Source organism: Microcystis sp. LE19-84.1B (assembly GCF_027531875.1).
In the GTDB taxonomy this organism is placed as follows: domain Bacteria; phylum Cyanobacteriota; class Cyanobacteriia; order Cyanobacteriales; family Microcystaceae; genus Microcystis; species Microcystis panniformis.
The window spans coordinates 26,057-45,086 of the sequence record NZ_JAPZSR010000143.1 but is presented as its reverse complement, the minus strand read 5'-3'; the positions used below and the strand labels follow the sequence as shown (position 1 = coordinate 45,086).

At 40.7% G+C, this 19,030-nt stretch carries 20 protein-coding genes and 1 pseudogene; 8 read left to right on the top strand and 13 right to left on the bottom strand.

Annotation, left to right across the window (positions count from 1 at the left end; translation table 11 throughout):
* On the top strand, positions 1 to 111 hold a 111-nt coding region (locus O9324_RS09195; RefSeq protein ID WP_288139362.1), incomplete at its 5' end, for a transposase.
* Positions 112 to 132: 21 nt separating this feature from the next.
* A pseudogene (locus O9324_RS09190) lies at positions 133 to 1,707 on the top strand (CHAT domain-containing protein); the annotation flags it as partial.
* Between the two features lie 12 nt (positions 1,708 to 1,719).
* Here O9324_RS09190 and O9324_RS09185 read toward each other — a convergent pair.
* The 6 genes from O9324_RS09185 to bchL all read right to left on the bottom strand — a co-directional run bounded on the left by O9324_RS09185 (position 1,720) and on the right by bchL (position 6,609).
* Positions 1,720 to 2,010 carry an addiction module antidote protein gene (locus tag O9324_RS09185; RefSeq protein ID WP_287627299.1) on the bottom strand — a complete coding sequence of 97 codons (291 nt, stop codon included), beginning with the start codon at positions 2,008 to 2,010 and terminating at the stop codon, positions 1,720 to 1,722.
* 12 nt (positions 2,011 to 2,022) lie between these two features.
* Positions 2,023 to 2,433 carry a hypothetical protein gene (locus O9324_RS09180; protein ID WP_288140014.1) on the bottom strand — a complete coding sequence of 137 codons (411 nt, stop codon included), beginning with the start codon at positions 2,431 to 2,433 and terminating at the stop codon, positions 2,023 to 2,025.
* A gap of 397 nt (positions 2,434 to 2,830) precedes the next feature.
* Positions 2,831 to 3,634, bottom strand: coding sequence for a nucleoside phosphorylase (locus O9324_RS09175; protein ID WP_288140013.1), 804 nt, complete (start codon positions 3,632 to 3,634; stop codon positions 2,831 to 2,833).
* A gap of 77 nt (positions 3,635 to 3,711) precedes the next feature.
* The gene (locus O9324_RS09170; RefSeq protein ID WP_002790983.1) at positions 3,712 to 5,112 is read right to left on the bottom strand and encodes a ferredoxin:protochlorophyllide reductase (ATP-dependent) subunit N; all 1,401 of its coding nucleotides are present in this window, start codon (positions 5,110 to 5,112) and stop codon (positions 3,712 to 3,714) included.
* A 15-nt stretch (positions 5,113 to 5,127) separates the two neighbouring features.
* The gene (locus O9324_RS09165) at positions 5,128 to 5,511 is read right to left on the bottom strand and encodes a DUF5331 domain-containing protein (protein ID WP_002766369.1); all 384 of its coding nucleotides are present in this window, start codon (positions 5,509 to 5,511) and stop codon (positions 5,128 to 5,130) included.
* A 228-nt stretch (positions 5,512 to 5,739) separates the two neighbouring features.
* On the bottom strand, positions 5,740 to 6,609 hold the full coding sequence (gene bchL / locus O9324_RS09160; RefSeq protein ID WP_002735653.1) for a ferredoxin:protochlorophyllide reductase (ATP-dependent) iron-sulfur ATP-binding protein: 870 nt from the start codon (positions 6,607 to 6,609) through the stop codon (positions 5,740 to 5,742).
* Between the two features lie 460 nt (positions 6,610 to 7,069).
* Here bchL and O9324_RS09155 point away from each other — a divergent pair, with 460 nt between their 5' ends.
* Together O9324_RS09155 and O9324_RS09150 are read left to right on the top strand one after the other, a co-directional pair.
* On the top strand, positions 7,070 to 7,915 hold the full coding sequence (locus O9324_RS09155; RefSeq protein WP_288140012.1) for a hypothetical protein: 846 nt from the start codon (positions 7,070 to 7,072) through the stop codon (positions 7,913 to 7,915).
* Between the two features lie 4 nt (positions 7,916 to 7,919).
* On the top strand, positions 7,920 to 8,105 hold the full coding sequence (locus tag O9324_RS09150; protein ID WP_287627305.1) for a hypothetical protein: 186 nt from the start codon (positions 7,920 to 7,922) through the stop codon (positions 8,103 to 8,105).
* A gap of 175 nt (positions 8,106 to 8,280) precedes the next feature.
* Here the strand turns inward: O9324_RS09150 and O9324_RS09145 are convergent, their stop codons facing one another.
* Together O9324_RS09145 and O9324_RS09140 are read right to left on the bottom strand one after the other, a co-directional pair.
* The gene (locus O9324_RS09145; RefSeq protein WP_288140011.1) at positions 8,281 to 9,489 is read right to left on the bottom strand and encodes a 4-hydroxy-3-methylbut-2-enyl diphosphate reductase; all 1,209 of its coding nucleotides are present in this window, start codon (positions 9,487 to 9,489) and stop codon (positions 8,281 to 8,283) included.
* A gap of 94 nt (positions 9,490 to 9,583) precedes the next feature.
* On the bottom strand, positions 9,584 to 10,057 hold the full coding sequence (locus tag O9324_RS09140) for a CRR6 family NdhI maturation factor (protein WP_288140010.1): 474 nt from the start codon (positions 10,055 to 10,057) through the stop codon (positions 9,584 to 9,586).
* A 277-nt stretch (positions 10,058 to 10,334) separates the two neighbouring features.
* On the opposite strand from O9324_RS09140, the gene O9324_RS09135 reads away from it, so the two are divergent.
* On the top strand, positions 10,335 to 11,204 hold the full coding sequence (locus tag O9324_RS09135) for a bile acid:sodium symporter family protein (protein ID WP_288140009.1): 870 nt from the start codon (positions 10,335 to 10,337) through the stop codon (positions 11,202 to 11,204).
* A gap of 44 nt (positions 11,205 to 11,248) precedes the next feature.
* Positions 11,249 to 11,845 (top strand): hypothetical protein, encoded by a 597-nt coding sequence (locus O9324_RS09130; RefSeq protein ID WP_287627310.1) that lies wholly within the window; start codon positions 11,249 to 11,251, stop codon positions 11,843 to 11,845.
* 23 nt (positions 11,846 to 11,868) lie between these two features.
* Here the strand turns inward: O9324_RS09130 and recA are convergent, their stop codons facing one another.
* From recA to O9324_RS09115, 3 genes are all read right to left on the bottom strand, one after another.
* A complete protein-coding gene (recA, locus tag O9324_RS09125; RefSeq protein WP_287627312.1) occupies positions 11,869 to 12,936 on the bottom strand; it encodes a recombinase RecA in 1,068 nt (355 codons plus the stop codon).
* Positions 12,937 to 13,063: 127 nt separating this feature from the next.
* Positions 13,064 to 14,017: an aldo/keto reductase gene (locus O9324_RS09120; RefSeq protein WP_288140008.1), complete on the bottom strand. Its 954-nt coding sequence runs from the start codon at positions 14,015 to 14,017 to the stop codon at positions 13,064 to 13,066.
* 642 nt (positions 14,018 to 14,659) lie between these two features.
* Positions 14,660 to 14,833, bottom strand: a complete 174-nt coding sequence (locus O9324_RS09115; RefSeq protein WP_185237500.1) for a hypothetical protein — start codon at positions 14,831 to 14,833, stop codon at positions 14,660 to 14,662.
* A 163-nt stretch (positions 14,834 to 14,996) separates the two neighbouring features.
* On the opposite strand from O9324_RS09115, the gene O9324_RS09110 reads away from it, so the two are divergent.
* A complete protein-coding gene (locus O9324_RS09110; protein WP_288140007.1) occupies positions 14,997 to 16,295 on the top strand; it encodes a pentapeptide repeat-containing protein in 1,299 nt (432 codons plus the stop codon).
* Positions 16,296 to 16,916: 621 nt separating this feature from the next.
* On the opposite strand, the gene O9324_RS09105 is transcribed toward O9324_RS09110, so the two are convergent.
* Both O9324_RS09105 and O9324_RS09100 read right to left on the bottom strand, forming a co-directional pair.
* Positions 16,917 to 17,252, bottom strand: a complete 336-nt coding sequence (locus O9324_RS09105; protein WP_106909250.1) for a XisI protein — start codon at positions 17,250 to 17,252, stop codon at positions 16,917 to 16,919.
* Positions 17,240 to 17,656, bottom strand: a complete 417-nt coding sequence (locus tag O9324_RS09100; RefSeq protein WP_002766354.1) for a XisH family protein — start codon at positions 17,654 to 17,656, stop codon at positions 17,240 to 17,242. Before O9324_RS09100 ends, O9324_RS09105 begins: the two co-directional genes overlap by 13 nt.
* Before the next feature lie 338 nt (positions 17,657 to 17,994).
* Here O9324_RS09100 and O9324_RS09095 point away from each other — a divergent pair, with 338 nt between their 5' ends.
* Entirely contained in the window at positions 17,995 to 18,720 is a 726-nt protein-coding gene (locus O9324_RS09095) for a 2-phosphosulfolactate phosphatase family protein (protein WP_002748299.1), read from the top strand.
* The last annotated feature ends 310 nt before the right edge of the window (positions 18,721 to 19,030 follow it).

Here is a 19,030-nt window from a genome sequence, read left to right as displayed (position 1 = left end):
GTGGAAGGAATTAACAATAAACTGAAGGTGATTAAAAGGAGAGGCTATGGATTTAGAAACTTTAAAAACTTTAGTATTAGATGTTTATTAAATTGGCATTTTGCTAGTTGATTTTACATGGTAAGTTCGGAAGAACCAGATATCTATCCTAAAGGTAATATCCCCCAAACAATTATTACCGAATTAGATCGCCTCCGTCGTGCCATTATTGGAGAAGAACAACGGTTAGCCATCCAAGAACAAACCCGCAATCGGGGAGAAATTTTAACCCTAGATGAACAAAGACAACCCATCTTAAATGACTATACTCACCTCAATCATTTAAAACAAGAATTAAATCAACTCATTGACCGTGAAATCACCACCATAGATCCCACTTTTAGCTTAACTCAAAAGGTTGAAAGTATTCCTCTAAGTGAGATTCAATCCTTAATTGATCAAGATACTGCTATTTTAGAATGGTATATTGCAGGGGATAGTATTATGGCGTTTATTGTTACTAATGAGGGTTTGATCCCCCCTAACCCCCCTTCAAAAGGTTTGATCCCCCCTAACCCCCCTTTAAAAGGGGGGAATAGTGAGGTGAAAGGGGTTAAAGTTTGGCAATCTTCAGCAGAAGATCGAGGAAAATTGATTGATTTTATTAAAGATTATCGTGACGCTTATGAAAATAATAAAACCGCGTGGATCAATAATCTTAATGACTATTTAAATAAACTATCAGAAATTCTCCAGATTGATGAACTTTTAGAACTGATTCCTAAATCCTGCTCTCGTCTAATCCTAATTCCTCATTGGTTTTTACATATTATTCCCCTTCATTGTTTACCCCTAAAAGATGGACAATTTCTCTATCAACGCTTTTCTAATGGTGTAGGATACGTTCCCAGTTGCCAACTTTTAAAACTGGTAAAATTATCCCAGCGAGAAAACTTTACTCGTCTTTTTGCTATTAAAAATCCCACCAGAAAAGACCTAAAACCACTCTTAGGAGCAAATCTAGAAATCGAGAGAATTAGTCAAGGATTTGCTACTGAAAAAACCATTATTATTGGGGAATTAGAAGCATCAGAACAAACCCTAGAAAACCGTCGTCAAGAATTACAAGCATCTCATTGTCTTCACTTTTCTTGTCATGGGAAATTTGATAATAAATCTCCTAGAGACTCCGCTTTAATGTTAGCAGATCCAGAAGGTAACTTAGGAAAATCAGCTAACCTAACTTTAGCAGAAGTATTTGAAAAATTTGACTTAAGAGAATGCCGTTTAGTCACCTTTTCTGCTTGTGAAAGTGGTATAATCGAAAGTAAAACCGATAATATTAGTGATGAATATGTGGGTTTACCGAGTGGTTTTCTATTTGCAGGTAGTTCTAGTGTAGTTAGTACCCTTTGGACAGTCGATCCCCTAGCAACTACGTTATTTATGACTAAATTTTATCACGATCTTAAACGAATTTCTATCCGAGATGAAGGAAGTATCGCTATTGTTTTAAATCATACTCAAACCTGGTTAAGAACATTGAACAGTAAAAAATTAGCCAGAATTAAAGATAGTCAAAAATTCCAGCAATTACTCGATCGAGTTTTTGAGAGTAAACGGGATAGAAGAAAATTCCAAGACTTATTAGAAGCTGCGGTTAAACGTGAACCCTATCCCTTTGCTAATCCCTATTATTGGACTGCATTTATCGCAACAGGGATTTAAGAGTCAGAAGAATTAGGTAATGGGTACAATCTGGAGACGTAATCCAAGTACCTGTAAAATCCTAATAACTGTAGTAAACTCTGGCTTACCTTCGCCTAACAAATCTTTACAGAGATTTTGACTTTCTAACCCTGTTTCACTAGCAATATTTTTCATTCCTTGAGAACGAGCAATATCACCTAATGCTGCTATTACTAGACTCGGATCACCATCTTCAAGAACCGCTTCAAGATAGGCGGCTATATCTTCTTTTGTTTCCAGATGATCGGTTGCATCCCAAGGATAGGTTTGGATAGTAGCCATAAATACTTCAGTTTAAGAATCAGTAGAATTTTGACAAAATTTATCCATTCCTTCTTCCTGAATATAAACAGTAACTATAGCCGATAAAAGTCCTGCTACTCCCGGCGGACACATAAAACATCCTGCGATAACATCTGTTAAAGGGGGAATAAGTACAGGTAAATATTTTTCTCGCAAAGTTTCATACTTCGGTTGACAAATAGTATCACGACACTTATTGACAACAATAACAAACCAACGAAAATCAGCATTATCTTCTACCCCTTCAATACCATTACGAGTAGCAATGGATTCAGCAGCATCCGCCAAATCTCCCTCCCATTCCTCAATAACATCAAGTGCAATTAAAGCGTTCTCATTGTCCGCAAATTCAATGCGGTACTGAGCAATTTGTTCTGATGTTAACTGCGTTGTGTCTGACATAATACCATCCTTAAAGCTAAAACTAATTTTTTTCTATTATCTCACCTTATTAGCTCGTAATCCCACCAAATGCCGTGAGGACAATCCCTAGCTTTAGCTTGTCCGCGACTTTATAATCGTCTCGTCGCTAACGGTTTTGACTTTAGCGATGGCAAATTAATCCCGTCAAGATTAGCTTAGAAGACTAGGAAGAAGCGAATTTTTGGGCGTGATAATTTACTTTTGTCAAAAATCATTACATATTCGCAACAAAGTACACTTTTTTGAGCAAATTAATGTACCCTACTTAGACAAGGCGATAAATTATTTTGTCCCAAGAATTACGCGCTAAACGTATCTCCTGTTATCCCCAAAGTCAGGAAAAAGAGGAAGTCTTAATGAAGATGATTTCTGAACATTAATCAATTGAGGATAGGGAGAGGTTGCTAACAGTCAATATTGCCACCTGAATCGCTTTTTCGATGGCCTGTTGTTTGCTTTCTAAACTAATCCCTTCCTCTTTGCTTCTTTGGGCAATCACAGCACAAATACAAGCGGCAGTAAATCCATAAACCCCCGCCATTTTCAATAAAGTTCCCGCTTCCATTTCATAATTGAGAATATTTAAACGTCGATATTCTTCCGTAATTCCCTCTAAATGACGCTGAAGATAAGGATTAGCAGAAGACACAATTCTTTCCTGTCCTTCATAAAAACTATCCACAGAAGCGGTAATACCTAAATGATAATTTACTCCCAAAAATTGAGCCGATTTGACTAGAGCAACTGTCAAAAAAGGATCCGCCACTGCGGGATATTCCGGAGGAGCAATATCATTAGCTGCACCTTGCCTACATAAAGCCGCTTGCGAGATAATAATATCACCGATTTTTATTCTATTTTGAATTGCGCCACAAGTACCGATACGAATAATAGTTTTAATTCCCATCTGTATTAATTCATTAACTACAATACTCAAAGATGGCGCACCCATGCCACTGGTAGCCAGAAGAATTGGGGTAGAATTATCTAGGTAGCCAAGATAACTATTTAATCCGCGATAATCCGATAGTAAACGTGCATTTTGTAAATAAGTTTCAGCAATATAGCGCGAGCGTTCTGGTTCCCCCGATAATAGGGTGATAGTCGGTTTTACTGTGCCTAAATCCTCACTGCTAAAGTTGAGATGATAGGGTTTTTGGTGAGATAAGTTATTGGACATTGAAGTTAACTAAATACTGAAAAAAGGTAAGGAAAATCAATTCCTTACCTGATGATTGTAGCCTTTTGAAAACAAATTTACACTTTTGCTGACTCTTTAACTAACTTATCCCAACCCAATTCCTTGAGGTTATTGTTGCGACGCAGGGGACGAGTAGCTAACTCTAAAATATCTCGCGCATTGGTAAAACCGTGGATTTGAGCAAATGTAAATTCTACCGACCATTTAGTGTTAATTCCCCGCGCTTCTAAGGGATTTGCATGGGCCATTCCCGTAATCACTAAATCGGGTTTTAACTCGTAAATGCGCTGAATCTGATTATAGTTATCAGGTTTTTCGATAATTTTCGGGATGGGGACACCCATATCATTACAGGTTTTTTCTAGTAATGCTAATTCGGCCGCTTGGTAGCGTTTATCCATGTAGGGAATACCGATTTCATCGCAAGTCATCCCACAGCGAATTAGGAAACGTGCCAGAGAAATTTCTAGTAAATTATCCCCCATAAAGAAGACCGATTTACCGCGCACAAGTTGCAGATAATCCTCTAAACTTTCCCAAATTTTTGCCTCTCTTTCTTCTAATCCCTGGGGTTGTACTCCCAAAACCGAACAGATTTTTTCTATCCAAGCGCGGGTTCCATCTGGACCGATGGGAAAGGGTGCGCCAATTAATTTACACTTACGACGACGCATTAAAGTGGTGGCAGTTCTTGATAGAAAAGGATTGACACCAGCGACATAATAACCTTCTTCAATTACCGGTAATTCAGTAAAACGTTTGGCCGGCAACCAACCATCAATTTTAACTCCTTGTTTTTTTAATTCTAGGGTTAAATTGGTCACAATTGGGTCGGGAACAGAACCAAATAAAACCAAAGGATGATGGTCTTTATATTCCGATTCTTCCTGTTTAATTTCTTCTTTTTTACGTCCAAAAGTTAAGAGTTTCTGGATAGCATTCCGTTCTTCTTTTTCATCTTCATGCTTAACTTTTTCGGGACATTTATGCACCATAGAAGCGAGGACAGTATCTTCTCCTTGGGTAAAGGCATAATCTAAACCATTAGCGCGCGCTGTCACGATAGGAATACCGATTTCTGACTCTAGTTTCGGTGCTAATCCTTCCAAGTCCATTTTGATAATTTCGGTGGTACAAGTACCGATAAAAACGATAACGCTAGGGTTTCTATCTCGTTTAATTTGTAAGCAGAGGCGTTTTAATTCTTCGTAGTCTTTTAGTTGAGCGGAAATATCCCCTTCTTCTAATTCAGCCATGGCATAACGCGGTTCGGCAAAAATCATCACCCCCATAGCATTTTGCAGGAAGTAACCACAGGTTTTTGTGCCGATAACAAGGAAGAAACTATCTTCGATTTTTTGGTATAACCAAGCAACACAGCTAATCGGACAAAAGGTGTGATAGTTGCCGGTTTCACAATCAAATTGTAAAGCGCTCGGTTCTTGAGTGGCAGTCATGTTTTTTTGTTCTCCTTAATTGCGGAATTGGTTTAGGTATTCAGTATGTGGATTGGTTTCAGGCAGTAAAGGAATGGCTTCAGCTTCTTGGATTTTTGCTCTTTCTTCTTCTCGTTTTTCGAGTTCTATCTCAGGGTCAAAATTTAAACCTAAAGCATCGACAAGTTTATTACTATCGTTGCTGAGAACACAAAAAGGACTCATCCACATAAATAATTGTGTTTCTAAAGCAGTAGCTACTCCCAGAATTAGATGAGAAGAAGGACGTTTTCCCCTATCAGGAGTGTTTATCCAAGAATTAGTAGCAGTCGTAAAAACCTTAATCCAAGCTTGATTAATTTGGTAGTAATCCAACCATTTATCTTTAAGTGCTGCTTTTAATTCCTCAAAGTTACTCATTTTGTCCCCCTGACTGAATAATGATGTTTTCTCTATTGGAATTCCCAATGAGAGGAAAAAATGATCATTATCGAGTCCTCGATAAAATTCGTGGGTAGGGTGGGTTAGGCGACGATGAGTTAGGCTATTAACTAATAAGTTAATTATTCGCCGTAACCCACTCAGAAAAAGAGTTTATTGGTGGTTATTGGTGGGTTACGCTGTCCCTAACCCACCCGACAAAATAATCTAAACCATCATTAGATCTAATTCCGCTTCGGCGTTAACTTTGGGTTTATCAGCATTAAGATAGAAATCCGATAATAAAGTGAATAACTCCCGGTCGGCAGATTCTTTGGGAATAACTCCTTCTGGTTTAGCTAAAATCTGATCGGCAATATTGAGATAATAGTCACAAACGTAACTTAACATCGGATCCTTGTCGGCCATTTCAAAGAGAGTTTGACCTTTAACTCTGGAGACGCGAATATCTTCAATTAAGGGTAAAACTTCTAACACTGGCATGGGAACATGATCTACATATTTATTAATTAAATCGCGTTTTGAGGTGCGATTACCAATTAATCCGGCTAGTCGCAGGGGATGGGTGCGCGCTTTTTCCCGGACGGAAGCGGCAATGCGATTGGCGGCAAAAAGAGCATCAAAGCCGTTATCTGTGACAATTATGCAGTAATCGGCGTAATTTAAGGGTGCGGCAAATCCTCCACAGACCACATCCCCCAAAACATCAAACAAAATCACGTCAAATTCATCAAAAGCGTTCAATTCTTTTAATAATTTCACCGTTTCCCCGACGACGTAACCGCCACAACCGGCGCCGGCAGGGGGGCCACCCGCTTCCACGCATTTGACACCACCGTAACCTTCATAGATAACGTCTTCGGGCCAGATGTCTTCGTAGTGAAAATCTTTTTCTTGTAGGGTATCGATGATTGTGGGAATAAGAAAGCCTGTCAGGGTGAAAGTGCTATCATGCTTGGGGTCACAGCCTATTTGTAGGACTTTTTTGCCTCTTTTGGCTAAAGCAGCCGAAATATTACAGCTTGTTGTCGATTTACCGATGCCACCTTTTCCGTAGACTGCGAGTGTTAAAGGCATGGAAGTTCTCCTAAATGTACGCTTGAATGGTGAGTTTGTTTATCAGTGCTTCGATCGCAATTATTGACCATCTCCCCACTCCTTGGCAAGAGGCTCAATTTTTATCTGCTATAGCTAGAGTGAGAATAAAAGCGTAAAAACTAGATAAATAATTTTTTACAGCCTATAAAGTCTCTGAAATCGACAAAAACTTATAAAAACAGTTTTATTTATATATTTACTTTAAATAAAAACAATAAACAAAAAACCGCCAAAGCTTTACAAAAACTCGATAAACAGGGTTTTACCGTGCCAAACCGGGACAAAAAAGGCCAAGATAGAGCCAGTCTAGAGACCGATGTCAGATTTTCGTGAATAATCATTACAATTTTCCCGGTCAGCAGATTAAATAAATCGATCCTGAGAAGGATGCTGAAAAAATCTGTAGTACAATTAGAACAAAGTACCTGTAGGGTTTCCCATGCGAGTTAAGCAAAAAACGCTGACTACACTCTTATTAGAGAATAAAGCTCCTAAATATCGTCCTTTTCTGGGTTTTTTTCTGGCTGGGTTTCCTTTGCTGTTTTTAGCATATTTGGTTTTTTTCCAGCGCGCTTATCTCGACTGCATTCGGTTAGGCACAAAAAGGATAGATTGTCAATATGTCCAAGAGTATAATTTTCCTGTTTCTAGTCGGGAAAATTTTTCTTTAACTCACATTAAAGCTACGGCTGTCTATCAGGAAGTTTTTATCAGTGTTGAGCAGAAAAAAACTGTTAATAACACGGTTTTATTGGTCGGAAGAAATAACCATCTCTACATCGAGAATTTTCGGGATGTGCAGTCAGCTAGTGATTTTAAAACTCAATTTGATAGTTTTGTGAATAGATATCAAAATCAGGAAATTATTGCCAAAAGTCCCTTAGATACCTTGTCAGCACTGCTAGAACAGCATCATAATTATCGCTATTATCTTTGGGGTATGTTATGCTTATTCTCTGGTCTATTGTTACTTTATGATGCCAGCTATTGGGAGAGTTATGTCTTTAATCAGGGTACCGCTACCCTAACCCATAAGCGACAACATTTAACTTTTAGAAGTGAAAGTGATTATCTTCTAGAGAGAATTGTTGAGGCAAAGGTAGAAGATTACAAAGGCTTTTTGGGGTCTAATTACCAGCGAATTATTTTAATCCTATCGAACGGGGAAAAAATTATTCTCAATCTCCGTTTACTGGAATCTATAAGTAACGGAAAAAGGGAAGAAAAAATCCTGGCAATGATTGCCGAAAAGTTAAACTTAACTCAAGAGGAACTATTAATCTAAGTAAATGCGCTCAAATTTTAGTTATTTAAAGTCTCTTTTTTTCGGTTTCCTATTGGTGACTGTGTTAGTTTATATATTGCGCGGCATGGGAATATTATCCTTTTTACCCGGAGGATTAATTTTGTTATTAATTCTGTCCTCCGTGGTGACGGGAATCCTCTACGGAATCGATAAAACCCGCCGTTTTTAGGAAAATATTGACTCTTCCTTCCAGACAGAAACGAGAAGAGTCGAACGGTTCTAACGTCAATGTCAAGATTGCGGTCGTTAGTTTCTGAGCAATCCCACTGATAAAAATATCAGCTGCATCTCCTGTTTGTGATATGAGATGCAGCCATTGCCAAAGGCTAACACACCTAGGCTAATTAACCGGGGACTAAAGAAGATTTGAGCGCAAAAATTTTCTCGATTACCTCTTCTACCACCTTATCGGGAGTGGAAGCACCAGAAGTCACTCCGACGATAATTTTTCCCTCATTTAACCAGTTATCGGTGATGATTAAATCGCCACCTAAAGGTTTATGTTCGATGCGATTACCGGGGAGAATGCGCTCGGCACTATCGATATGATAGGAGGGAATGGCACGCTCGATCGCTATTTCCTGTAGGTGAGTGGTATTAGAGGAATTATAACCCCCAATTACCACCATTAAAGAAAGCGGTTCTTTCACCAGTTCAAACATGGCATCTTGACGCTCTTGAGTGGCATCACAGATGGTATTAAAACTCATGAAATGATCTTTAAAATCGATCGGTCCGTACTTTCTCAACATAGTATGCTCAAAGAGTTTGCCAATTGCCTCCGTTTCACTTTTCAGCATCGTGGTTTGATTGGCAATACCGATATAATCTAGATTGCGATCGGGATCGAAACCCTGGGAATGAGCATTTTTAAACTTCTCTAAGAACTCATTTTTATCGCCACCGTGGAGAATATAATTAGCGACATAATTAGCCTGATCCAAATTTAAAACGATTAGATAAGTGCCAGCAAAAGAGCTAGTGGCGATCGTTTCTTCGTGATTATATTTCCCGTGAATAATCGAAGTGTGGTCGCTTTTTTTGTGTTTTTCCACGGAATTCCACACCTTAGAAACCCAGGGACAAGTGGTATCCACAATCATGCAACCCTTATCGTTAAGTATTTGCATTTCCGAGACACTGGCCCCAAAAGCAGGTAAAATCACCACATCCCCCGATTCCACCACAGTAAAGTCTTTTTGGCCATTTTCCACCGGAATAAAACCCACGGCCATGGAGCGCAGACGCTGATTAACCGAGGGATTGTGAATAATTTCGTTAGTAATCCAGATACGTTCCTGGGGAAAATGTTGACGAGTTTCGTAGGCCATAGCAACAGCGCGTTCTACCCCCCAACAAAAACCAAAAGCTTGAGCGAGATAGATCGTCACGTCACCCCGTTCTAAACGATAATTATTTTCACGAATTTCTTGGATCAGGTCGCTTTGATACTCATTGGTCATCGCATCCATTACTTCCTCTTTGTGACCGAATCCCTTGCGGTTATAGTTATCCGATTGCTGTAGGGTGCGTTTAAAGGATTTTGTATCCATGATTCTCTGATAGGGGTATTGGTGGCGCTAAATTGGGCGAGACAGTAGCTTGCCATATATTAAAAATACCTTATCTAGTCAGCGCAGGAAGCTTTTAGAGACGAGAGAGAAATTCCTCGTCGATATCGTAACCAAACTGTTGAGCAAAAAATTTTAAGCGAGATAAAGCGGGAATTTGCTGACTTTTCAGCCAATCAGACAAAATAAAGAGTTTTTGCATCACAAAAATCTCTAAAGCTTCGGGGTTATATTGAATTCCTTCCCCGCGATGGAATTGATGCGGGACCAACATAGCCGCATAGCGGGCGATTTCTCCCTGTTTTGGGTCAAGAATAAAGATTAACCAGGGATAAACCGCATCCAAACGCAAAAACCAGAGCCTGACTTCCGGTATCTCCGATAATTCCCGCATATCACCCTCCGCACGAGGATAATCTATCTCTAATTGTAGAGCTTGTTCCAGTTTGGCGATCGCTGATCGGGACTGATAATCTTGAATAATAGTCTCTAAAGATGAGAGATCGAGATTTTGGATTTGATTGGGGTTAAGAGAGATTTTGACAGTCATAGGGGCAAATAAAAGATTATATCGGGCAAAATTACGGTTTTTTATCCCTAGATCACAATGATCTATCTCAGAAAATACTCTCAGTCGGGACAAAAAAACTGGGTATGACTATTCTCTCACTCCAGAGCGAGAGAGGGAAACCGGACAAAAATCCTCATGATTGGATTTCTCCGACAATTTAACCTCCCCTGCACACAGGGGTTTTTTAGTCAGCAAAATCGGGAAATCAGGGACAAGAATTATGGGAAAATAAGCGTATCTTCTCCGTTTTTATCCCATGCAGGCCAACTTTTTTACTAATATCCTCTTACCCGTTGCCCTAGGCGTTTTAATGTTAGGTATGGGATTGGGATTAATTGCCGCCGATTTTCAGCGTATCACCCGTTATCCCAAGGCAGTCCTGATCGGTTTAGTCAATCAAATTATTATTCTACCGATCGTCGGTTTTATTATTGTTTCTCTTTTGCCTCTCCGGCCAGAAATTGCCGTCGGTTTAATGATTGTCGCCATTTGCCCCGGCGGTCCTTCCTCCAATGTTTTAACCTATTTAGCTAAGGGAGATGTAGCCCTTTCTGTTACTTTAACCGCTTTTAGTAGCATCATCACCATTTTCACAATACCTTTTTTAGCTAGTTTCACTCTCCAGCATTTTATGGGGGAAAGTGCCGCCATCTCCCTACCCATTGGTTCCACTATGGCGCAGATATTTTTGATTATAGTTTTACCCCTGGTTATCGGTATGACTATCCGCCATTACTTCCCTTTACTGGCCAAAAGTATGGAACCGATAACTAATCGTTTGGCCGTAATTTTTCTAGCAGTTATTATCTTCTTATTAATCCTGAGAGAATGGCAACGTTTACCTTTATTTATCGCTCAAACTGGCCTAGCAGTGATTATTTTAAACACGATTGCTTCCCTAATTGGCTTTTTCAGTGGTCGTTTATTTCAATTAACTATTCCCCAAAGAATTTGTATCGCCATCGAAGTGGGTATTCAAAGCGGCACTTTAGCTATTGCTATCACTGCCGGTTTATTAAAGAATCCCGATCTGGCTATTCCCGCAGTTGTCTATAGTTTATGGATGTATGTCAGCGCTTTTATCGCTGTTTATTATGGTCGCCAAAAAGCCGCTTTGGCAAAATAGCTAAATCGGGTGATAGGATATAGCTAAAAAACTGATAACTGATTATGTTAATTGGTAAATATTTAACCCTAGAAGAATTATCTACCTGTTCCCAAACCTATCAAAAGTACGCAGCACAAATCGACCCCTATCCAAAAAATCCTGCAACGATAACCGCTTGGCAAAATCTCGCTCACTTTATTATCGATCCAATTATTGATAATTTTGGTCGAGAAAAATTCCAATTAACCTACGGATTTTGTTCCAATGATCTGAGAAAATTTCTCCAAAAAAAAGACCCGATCACCGGCTTAAAAAACGGTAGAATCGATCCCAGTCGTGATCAACATTGCGGCCACGAAATTAATCAAAAAGGTCAATATTATTGTCAGCGATTGGGGGCAGCCTGTGATTTTCTGATTATCGATTTAACGAGCGATCGCCTGATAGATTGGATTTTAACCGCAAAATTACCCTTTGATTCTCTCTATTTTTACGGAATTAATCGCCCGATTCATATCAGCTACGGCCCCCAACATAAACGAGATCTATGGACTTTTACCCCTAAAGGAACACCGACTAAAAAAGGTTTACAATCATGGTTAGAAGCGGCAAAATCTATCGATTCTGAAACAAAAAAATCCCCCGAAACTGGGGGATAACCAAGACTTAAAACCGTCTTCTTTTAGATTTCTGGTTCCTGATCGTCGTCATCGTCCTCATCGGCCGGTTCCGTGGGGAAAGGAACCGAACCCATGTCTAATTTATCCCGCAATAACTTCTCAATTTCTGCCGCTACTTCTGGCTTTTCTTCGAGATATTTAACGGCATTATCGCGACCCTGGGCAATATTTTCGCCATTATAGCTATACCATGCCCCTTTGCGAGTAACCACGTTAGTTTGTTCGGCAATATCCAGCATACAACCCACTTGGGAAATGCCTTTACCGAAGATAATATCAAATTCAGCAATCCGGAAAGGAGGCGCGACTTTATTTTTAGCCACCTTAACTTTAGCCCGAATTCCGTATTCTCCTTCCGTGCCTTTTTTCAGAGTTTGAATGCGACGGATATCTAAACGCACCGAGGCATAAAATTTTAAGGCCGTTCCTCCAGTGGTCACTTCAGGATTGCCGTAGGTGACACCGATTTTTTGCCGCAGTTGGTTGAGGAAAATCACCACACAACCGGATTTACCAATATTACCGGCAATTTTTCGCAGGGCTTTACTCATCAAACGGGCCTGCAAACCCACCTGATTATCCCCCATTTCCCCCTCAATTTCCGCCCGCGGCACTAAAGCAGCCACCGAGTCGATGACAACGATATCCACGGCCGAAGAACGCACTAACTGGTCAACTATTTCTAAGGCTGCCTCCCCCGTATCCGGTTGTGCTACCAGTAAATTATTGATATCTACCCCTAAATCTTCCGAATAGGTGGGATCTAAAGCGTGTTCCGCATCGACAAAGGCCGCCACTCCCCCAGCTTTTTGCACTTCTGCGATCGCATGGAGGGCTAAGGTGGTTTTGCCGGAACTTTCCGGCCCGTAAATTTCGACGATACGGCCCTTCGGTAAACCGCCACCCAAAGCCATATCTAGGGTTAAAGCACCACTAGGCACGGTTTCCACCCGCATCCGGGTGGCGTCTCCCAAACGCATAATCGAACCTTTGCCAAAGTTGCGCTCGATTTGAGTTAAGACTAAACCTAAGGCTTTATCTCGATCGGGATTACTTGTCATTGTCGCCATTAATTTTCTCCCCAGTTTTCTTAAGTAGTACAGCAGTATCTAAAGATTGTAGCTTGTTTTAATCTTGATCACCAAAAAGTTAGAGACTTTTTCCAGAATGGTGATCGAAAATCAAAACTTTTGATTTTTACAGCCAAGGTCGGCTCATCTGTTCTAATTGCGTCACCTCTTGCGCTTCTAAACTCCATCCTAGGGCCCCGGCATTTTCGATCGCCTGGGCCGCAGTTTTGGCCCCCGGAATGGGAATCACATCCCCTTGGGCGATTAACCAATTGAGGGCGACTTGTGCGGGGGTTTTTTGGTATTTTGCGCCCAATTCTTGCAGTACTCTTAAAATTGGGGCTATTTTCTCCAAACCTTCTTTTTTGAACCGCGAGTCAACTTTTCTGGCTCCATCGGGCAAATTCTGGCTTTCTGGGCTATATTTACCCGTCAGTAGTCCTTGAGCGAGGGGGCTGTAGGCGAGGATGGTGACACCTAATTCCTTGGCCGTGGCTAAAATTGCCTTAGTTTCTATTTTGCGATACAAAAGCGAATACTGCACCTGATTGACCGCTAAGGGAACCTCTTTTTTCGCCAAAATCTGGCTTGCTTGACGCATTTGCTCGGCGGAATAATTACTTACACCCACGGAACCAATCCGGCCGCGTTTTACTTCTTCCCCTAGGGCATTGATTAGGGTTTCTTGGCTAATTAGGAAGGTGAAGGGCCAATGTACTTGATAAAGAGCCATTTTATCGGTTTTTAGACGGTTTAAGCTCTCGGTAATGGCATTATGCACCGCATTCGCCCCAAATCGCCACGGTACGGGGGCAAACTTGCTGGCAATATCGATGGGAATATCGGTCTCTTGCGTAAATTTTCCTAAGAGTCGTTCCGATTCCCCCAGTCCATAGACTTCGGCAGTGTCAAAAAAGGTGATTCCTGCCTCTACTGCCGCTTTAAAGGCCGCTTCTACCTGACTAGCTCCGTATTCCTTGCCATAGTTCCAGAATAGTTTATCTCCCCATGCCCAAGTCCCAATTCCTAAGGCACTGACGGAAATTCCTGTTTGTCCGAGATTAGCGGTTTGTCTAGTCATGTTCTCTACACGGAATAACAGCGTTTCCCATTAAAGATGAAGTGTAACCTATATTTGGTCTGACTCACCACTAACCCCCTTTTTTGATTCCGGAAAATTCGCACCCATAATTAAGGGACTTGCGCTTTGATAATGTACCTTTTGGGCGAACGCAGTTCGCCCCTACATTGTGGACAAAACCCGTTACTGTAGGGGCGCAATGCTTGCGCCCTCCGATCGATCAGGTTTGCTGATCACCCTAAGTAGGGGGGGAGCCTTCGAGATGTTAGGGACTTGCGCTTTGATAATGTGCCATCTGGCTGGTCTGGTTTTTCTACGGAGCGATTTTCTGGCTGGGATATTATTTCTACGCCAGTCCCTAATGGGAAAGGACTTGACTTTGCCGGCGACTTGCGCTATGCTTTTCTTATAATGGGAATCCGTGCAAAATTTTTTTAGACCCACAGATTTCCATTATGAATAAAATCTTTTAAAAATATTATCGCAAAATCTCCCGATAAAAGCAAGCAAAATTTTGCCGATAATTGTTAAGTTTTGTTAACAAAGAAATACAGAGATCAGCAAGGTAAAAAAATCGAAGTCTCTTGCTGATCCTGTTTGTCGCCTAAGCTATGATTAGGTTAGGCGAATTTGGCGCTTTGACTAATTGTTAGTGCTAACTTCCGTGGTTTCAACAATTGCCGTCGGTTGGCAGGGAGTAGGTTGAAATTTCTCTGGAAAAGAGAAGCCTAGAAATGATGCGATCGCAAATATGGTGCTGATAATTTTGGCAAGACTAACAAGATATTCTCTGTACTTTAACCAATATTTATACATAATCATCAATCCTTTTACTTAGGAGGTGAACTATCTCTAGAGTAAAAAAAATCTGATTATTTGTCGTTACTCAAAAGTCCTAAAAATGGTACTTTTTTTAGGTACTCTCAAGTAACCTGACAAGGTACTGAAAAGTAATCTTAAGTCCTGTTGCCCTTAAACAATGATGATAAATGAACTAAAAATGACTGAAACTAAAACCATTTCATGGACTGAATTAGAAATGCTGGTTAATTATCTGAAAAAAAAGCATACAAAAAAGCGATTAACGGACGTGGAGACAAAAATATTAAAAGGTATTTTTGAGAATAAAACATATCGTGATCTAGCAAAAGAAATTAAAATTAGGACAGAAGAACAGTCAATCAAGAATGCGGCTTCTAGTTTATTTAAAATATTGTCAGAGCAAACAGGTGAAAAGATTGGAAAGACTAATCTGATTACTGCTTTGACAAGGTATAGAGATAATTCTCAGATATTTGATCATAACAATAAACCGCAACCTCAGCAATCAAATAAAGTTCTTGAATTAGTTATGGAGGTAGGGATAGACGACCTGACACCAGAGAAAATTGATAAAATTATCAGCTTTCTTCAAGAAACTGCCAGAGACAACACGATCAAGCCTATTATGAAACTTAAAGGCAGTATTCGGCTATTTTTAGAAGGTTCAGAAGAGGGCTTAAAGCACCTAGCAGATTTACATCAATCGGGGGAATTGCAAGCCCTTCTCAATGAACTTAAATCAGACGATATACCCGAAATTATCGTCAAAAAAGCAGAGTTCACTACAGATGCAAAAGTTATTGAAAAAGCCGAATTAATTAAGGCAATTCGAGAGGGAACAATCGATAAGAAAACTCTATATAAAGTTGATTTGAGTGGGGCTATTCTGAGTGGGGCTATTCTAAGTGGGGCTGACCTGAGTGGGGCTAACCTGAGAAGGGCTAACCTGAGTTGGGCTTTCCTGAGTTGGGCTGACCTGATTGAGGCTGACCTGAGTTGGGCTTTCTTGAGAAGGGCTGACCTGATTGATGCTGACCTGAGTGGGGCTAAACTGAGCGGGGCTATCCTGAGTGGGGCTAACCTGAGTAAGGCTAACCTGAGTTGGGCTAAACTGAGTAAGGCTAAACTGAGCGGGGCTAACCTGAGAAGGGCTAACCTGAGTAAGGCTAACCTGAGTTGGGCTTTCATGAGTGGGGCTAACCTGATTGGTGCTATCCTGAGTAAGGCTAACCTGAGAGGGGCTATTCTGTGGGGGGCTAACCTGAGTGGGGCTAACCTGAGTGGGGCTAACCTGAGTGGGGCTAGACTGAGTAAGGCTGACCTGAGTGGGGCGAAAGTTGAAAACGCTATCTTTATCGATGCAACGGGGATCACCCCCGAACAAAAACAGGATTTGATTCGACGAGGGGCAATTTTTGGGGATAATTCTAACGATCGCAGTAAAGCATTAGTTTAAAACAGCCTTTGATCTCCACCTTCAGCAGAGATTTAGGTAGGGTTGGCTGAATAAATGTGAAATATAGACGAGATAAGGGGTTTGGCGGCCTGTTTAGCCAAGCAGCTGCAAGATTTTCAAGCTGGTGGCTCAAAAACCTTGTATCTAAACCAGCGATCGCCCTTACTTTTTCAGCCAACCCATAATTAATGGGAAAGGACTTGACTTTGCCGGCGACTTGCGCTATGCTTTTCTTATAATGGAAATCCGTGCAAAATTTTTTTGGACTCACAGATTCCCATTATGAATAAAATCCTTTAAAAATATTATCTCAAAATCTGCCGATAAAAGCAAGCAAAATTTTGCCGATAATTGTTAAGTTTTGTTAACAGAGAAATACAGAGATCAGCAAGGTAAAAAAAAATCGAAGTCTCTTGCTGATCTTGATTGTCGCCTAAGCTATGATTAGGTTAGGTGAATTGGCTCTTCTGGTTTTTGTGTGGAAGGAAGAAGAATAGGGATAATTTGGGTGCATCTCAATTTTGTCGAAATATCTATAGGATATTTTGGGCGCACGCGGTGCGCCCCTACCATTGGCGCAATAATATTATTGTAGGGGCGAATTGCATTCGCCCTCTTTGATTAACCCACCGCAAACCCTGTATATTCTCTGACTAGGGGTTCATGAAAGGCTAAAACAATATCTTCTTTAGGAACACCTAAATTAACTAATTCATTGGCAATTCCCACCTCAGTGCCATCATGTTGTATCCAGATTTTACCCTTTTTAATATCGAGATGCAAAACACAACCATGATATCTTCGTCTATTTTTCCAGCCAACATACATCAATTGATAGTGATCGCCAACAGTATCAAAAATCAATTGTTGTTCAATCGGCTCTTTAGATGAACCTATCTGAGAATATTCAGTGATGACTTGCTTGACATAGTGACGATATTGTTCTAATTTTTCCATGCGACAATTACCTCCCCAATCGGATCATAAATAATCAGGTAAATTTGAAATCGTTTAACGACAGTTTGAATAAATCGCAATTCAAAAAAACTATAATAAATATCTAAGGGAACAGCTAAATATAACTGTCTTTTAGGTTCTTTTTCTTCTAAAGCAACACGATAATTAAAGAATTGTCCAATGGCAGTATGAAATTCTGAAATGCTGGATTTACCGATAAAACTTTTAATTTCAACGGCTATCTTTTCATTGTCTTTTTCTGCGGCTATCAGTTGCTCTGCTCCTAAATCGACATACATTTCTACATCACCCACTTCAATCCTTAAAGGGTCATCCGTAATGATCCAACCCTCTTTTTCTAATCCTTTTCTCACTGCACCATGAAAACGATCTTTAGCAGACATGAATCTTGAAGTTAGCAGGCATAATAATTATTAATTATAACATTTCGTCATGACGATCGATCCGGGGTGAGAACATCTCAAACCCTAGTGATAAGCTAAGACGTATTTAAACCGCTTATTCTGAGATTAGCCCCCCAACTCCCCACCCCCCCTGCCCCCCCCGACATCGGGGGGGTATTGCCTCTTGCCTGATCTCAACAAGCAATTTGAATTACGAACAGCTTAACTAGCTGACATCCATCGTGATAAAATCGGCCTTGTCTTTCTTCTGCCAGCACGACGCCGAGCGGCGGTATGTTGAGCTTATTTCCCCTTTTACTTTTTACTTGGTATAACTCGTGCAGGTTTTCATTTATCATACTCCCGAACTTACCCCCGTCCATACTCTACCCGATTGCGCCGTCGTTATCGATGTTTTAAGAGCGACAACCACGATCGCCACTGCCCTCAATGCCGGTGCAGAAGCAGTGCAAACCTTTAGCGATCTGAAAACCCTGATGCAGGTGAGCGATACTTGGCAACCAGAAAAACGTCTCCGGGCAGGAGAAAGAGGCGGTGCGAAAGTGGAAGGCTGCGATCTGGGCAATTCTCCCCTCGATTGTACCCCTGATTTAATGAAAGGTCGTCGTCTGTTTATCAGCACCACTAACGGCACCCGCGCTCTGCAAAGGGTGGAAGAATCCCCGATCGTGATCACTGCGGCTATGATCAATCGGCAAGCTGCGGTTAATTACTTATTGGATAGGCAGCCCGACACCGTCTGGATTGTTGGCTCTGGTTGGGAAGGGGGTTATTCTTTGGAAGATACGGCCTGTGCTGGAGCGATCGCCAATGCGCTACAAGAACAATCGGGGCAAATGGCGATCGGTAATGATGAGGTGATCGCCTCGATCGCTCTTTATCGTCAATGGCAAAATGATCTTTTAGGAATGTTCCACAGTTGTAGTCATGGTCAGCGCCTCTTGCGTCTCCACTGTCAAGAAGATTTAAAATACTGCGCTAATATTGACTCTCTTGATGTTTTACCGATCCAAAAAGAACCGAGCATTTTAGTCAAACTTTAGACATTTCCCCCCAGAGAAAGGGTCATCCGTGCGGGTAGGATTGATGCTCCTGAGTAACGCACAGAAAACGGGTTTCTCGGAGAAACCCGTTTTCTACTCATGCAAAAGGCAAAACGGAGAATAAATAATCAGTTTTTAATAACTGGATTTAGTATTATTTATAGTTTGCTGATCATAGAGTTCTTGCATAATTAATTGTTGATAGTTCAAAAATGAGAAAAATAGGCATAAAATTGCATAAAATCTCTAAATAGAGCATTTAATAATGTTCATTCTTAATTCTCCTGACTCCTGACTCCTGACTCCTGAC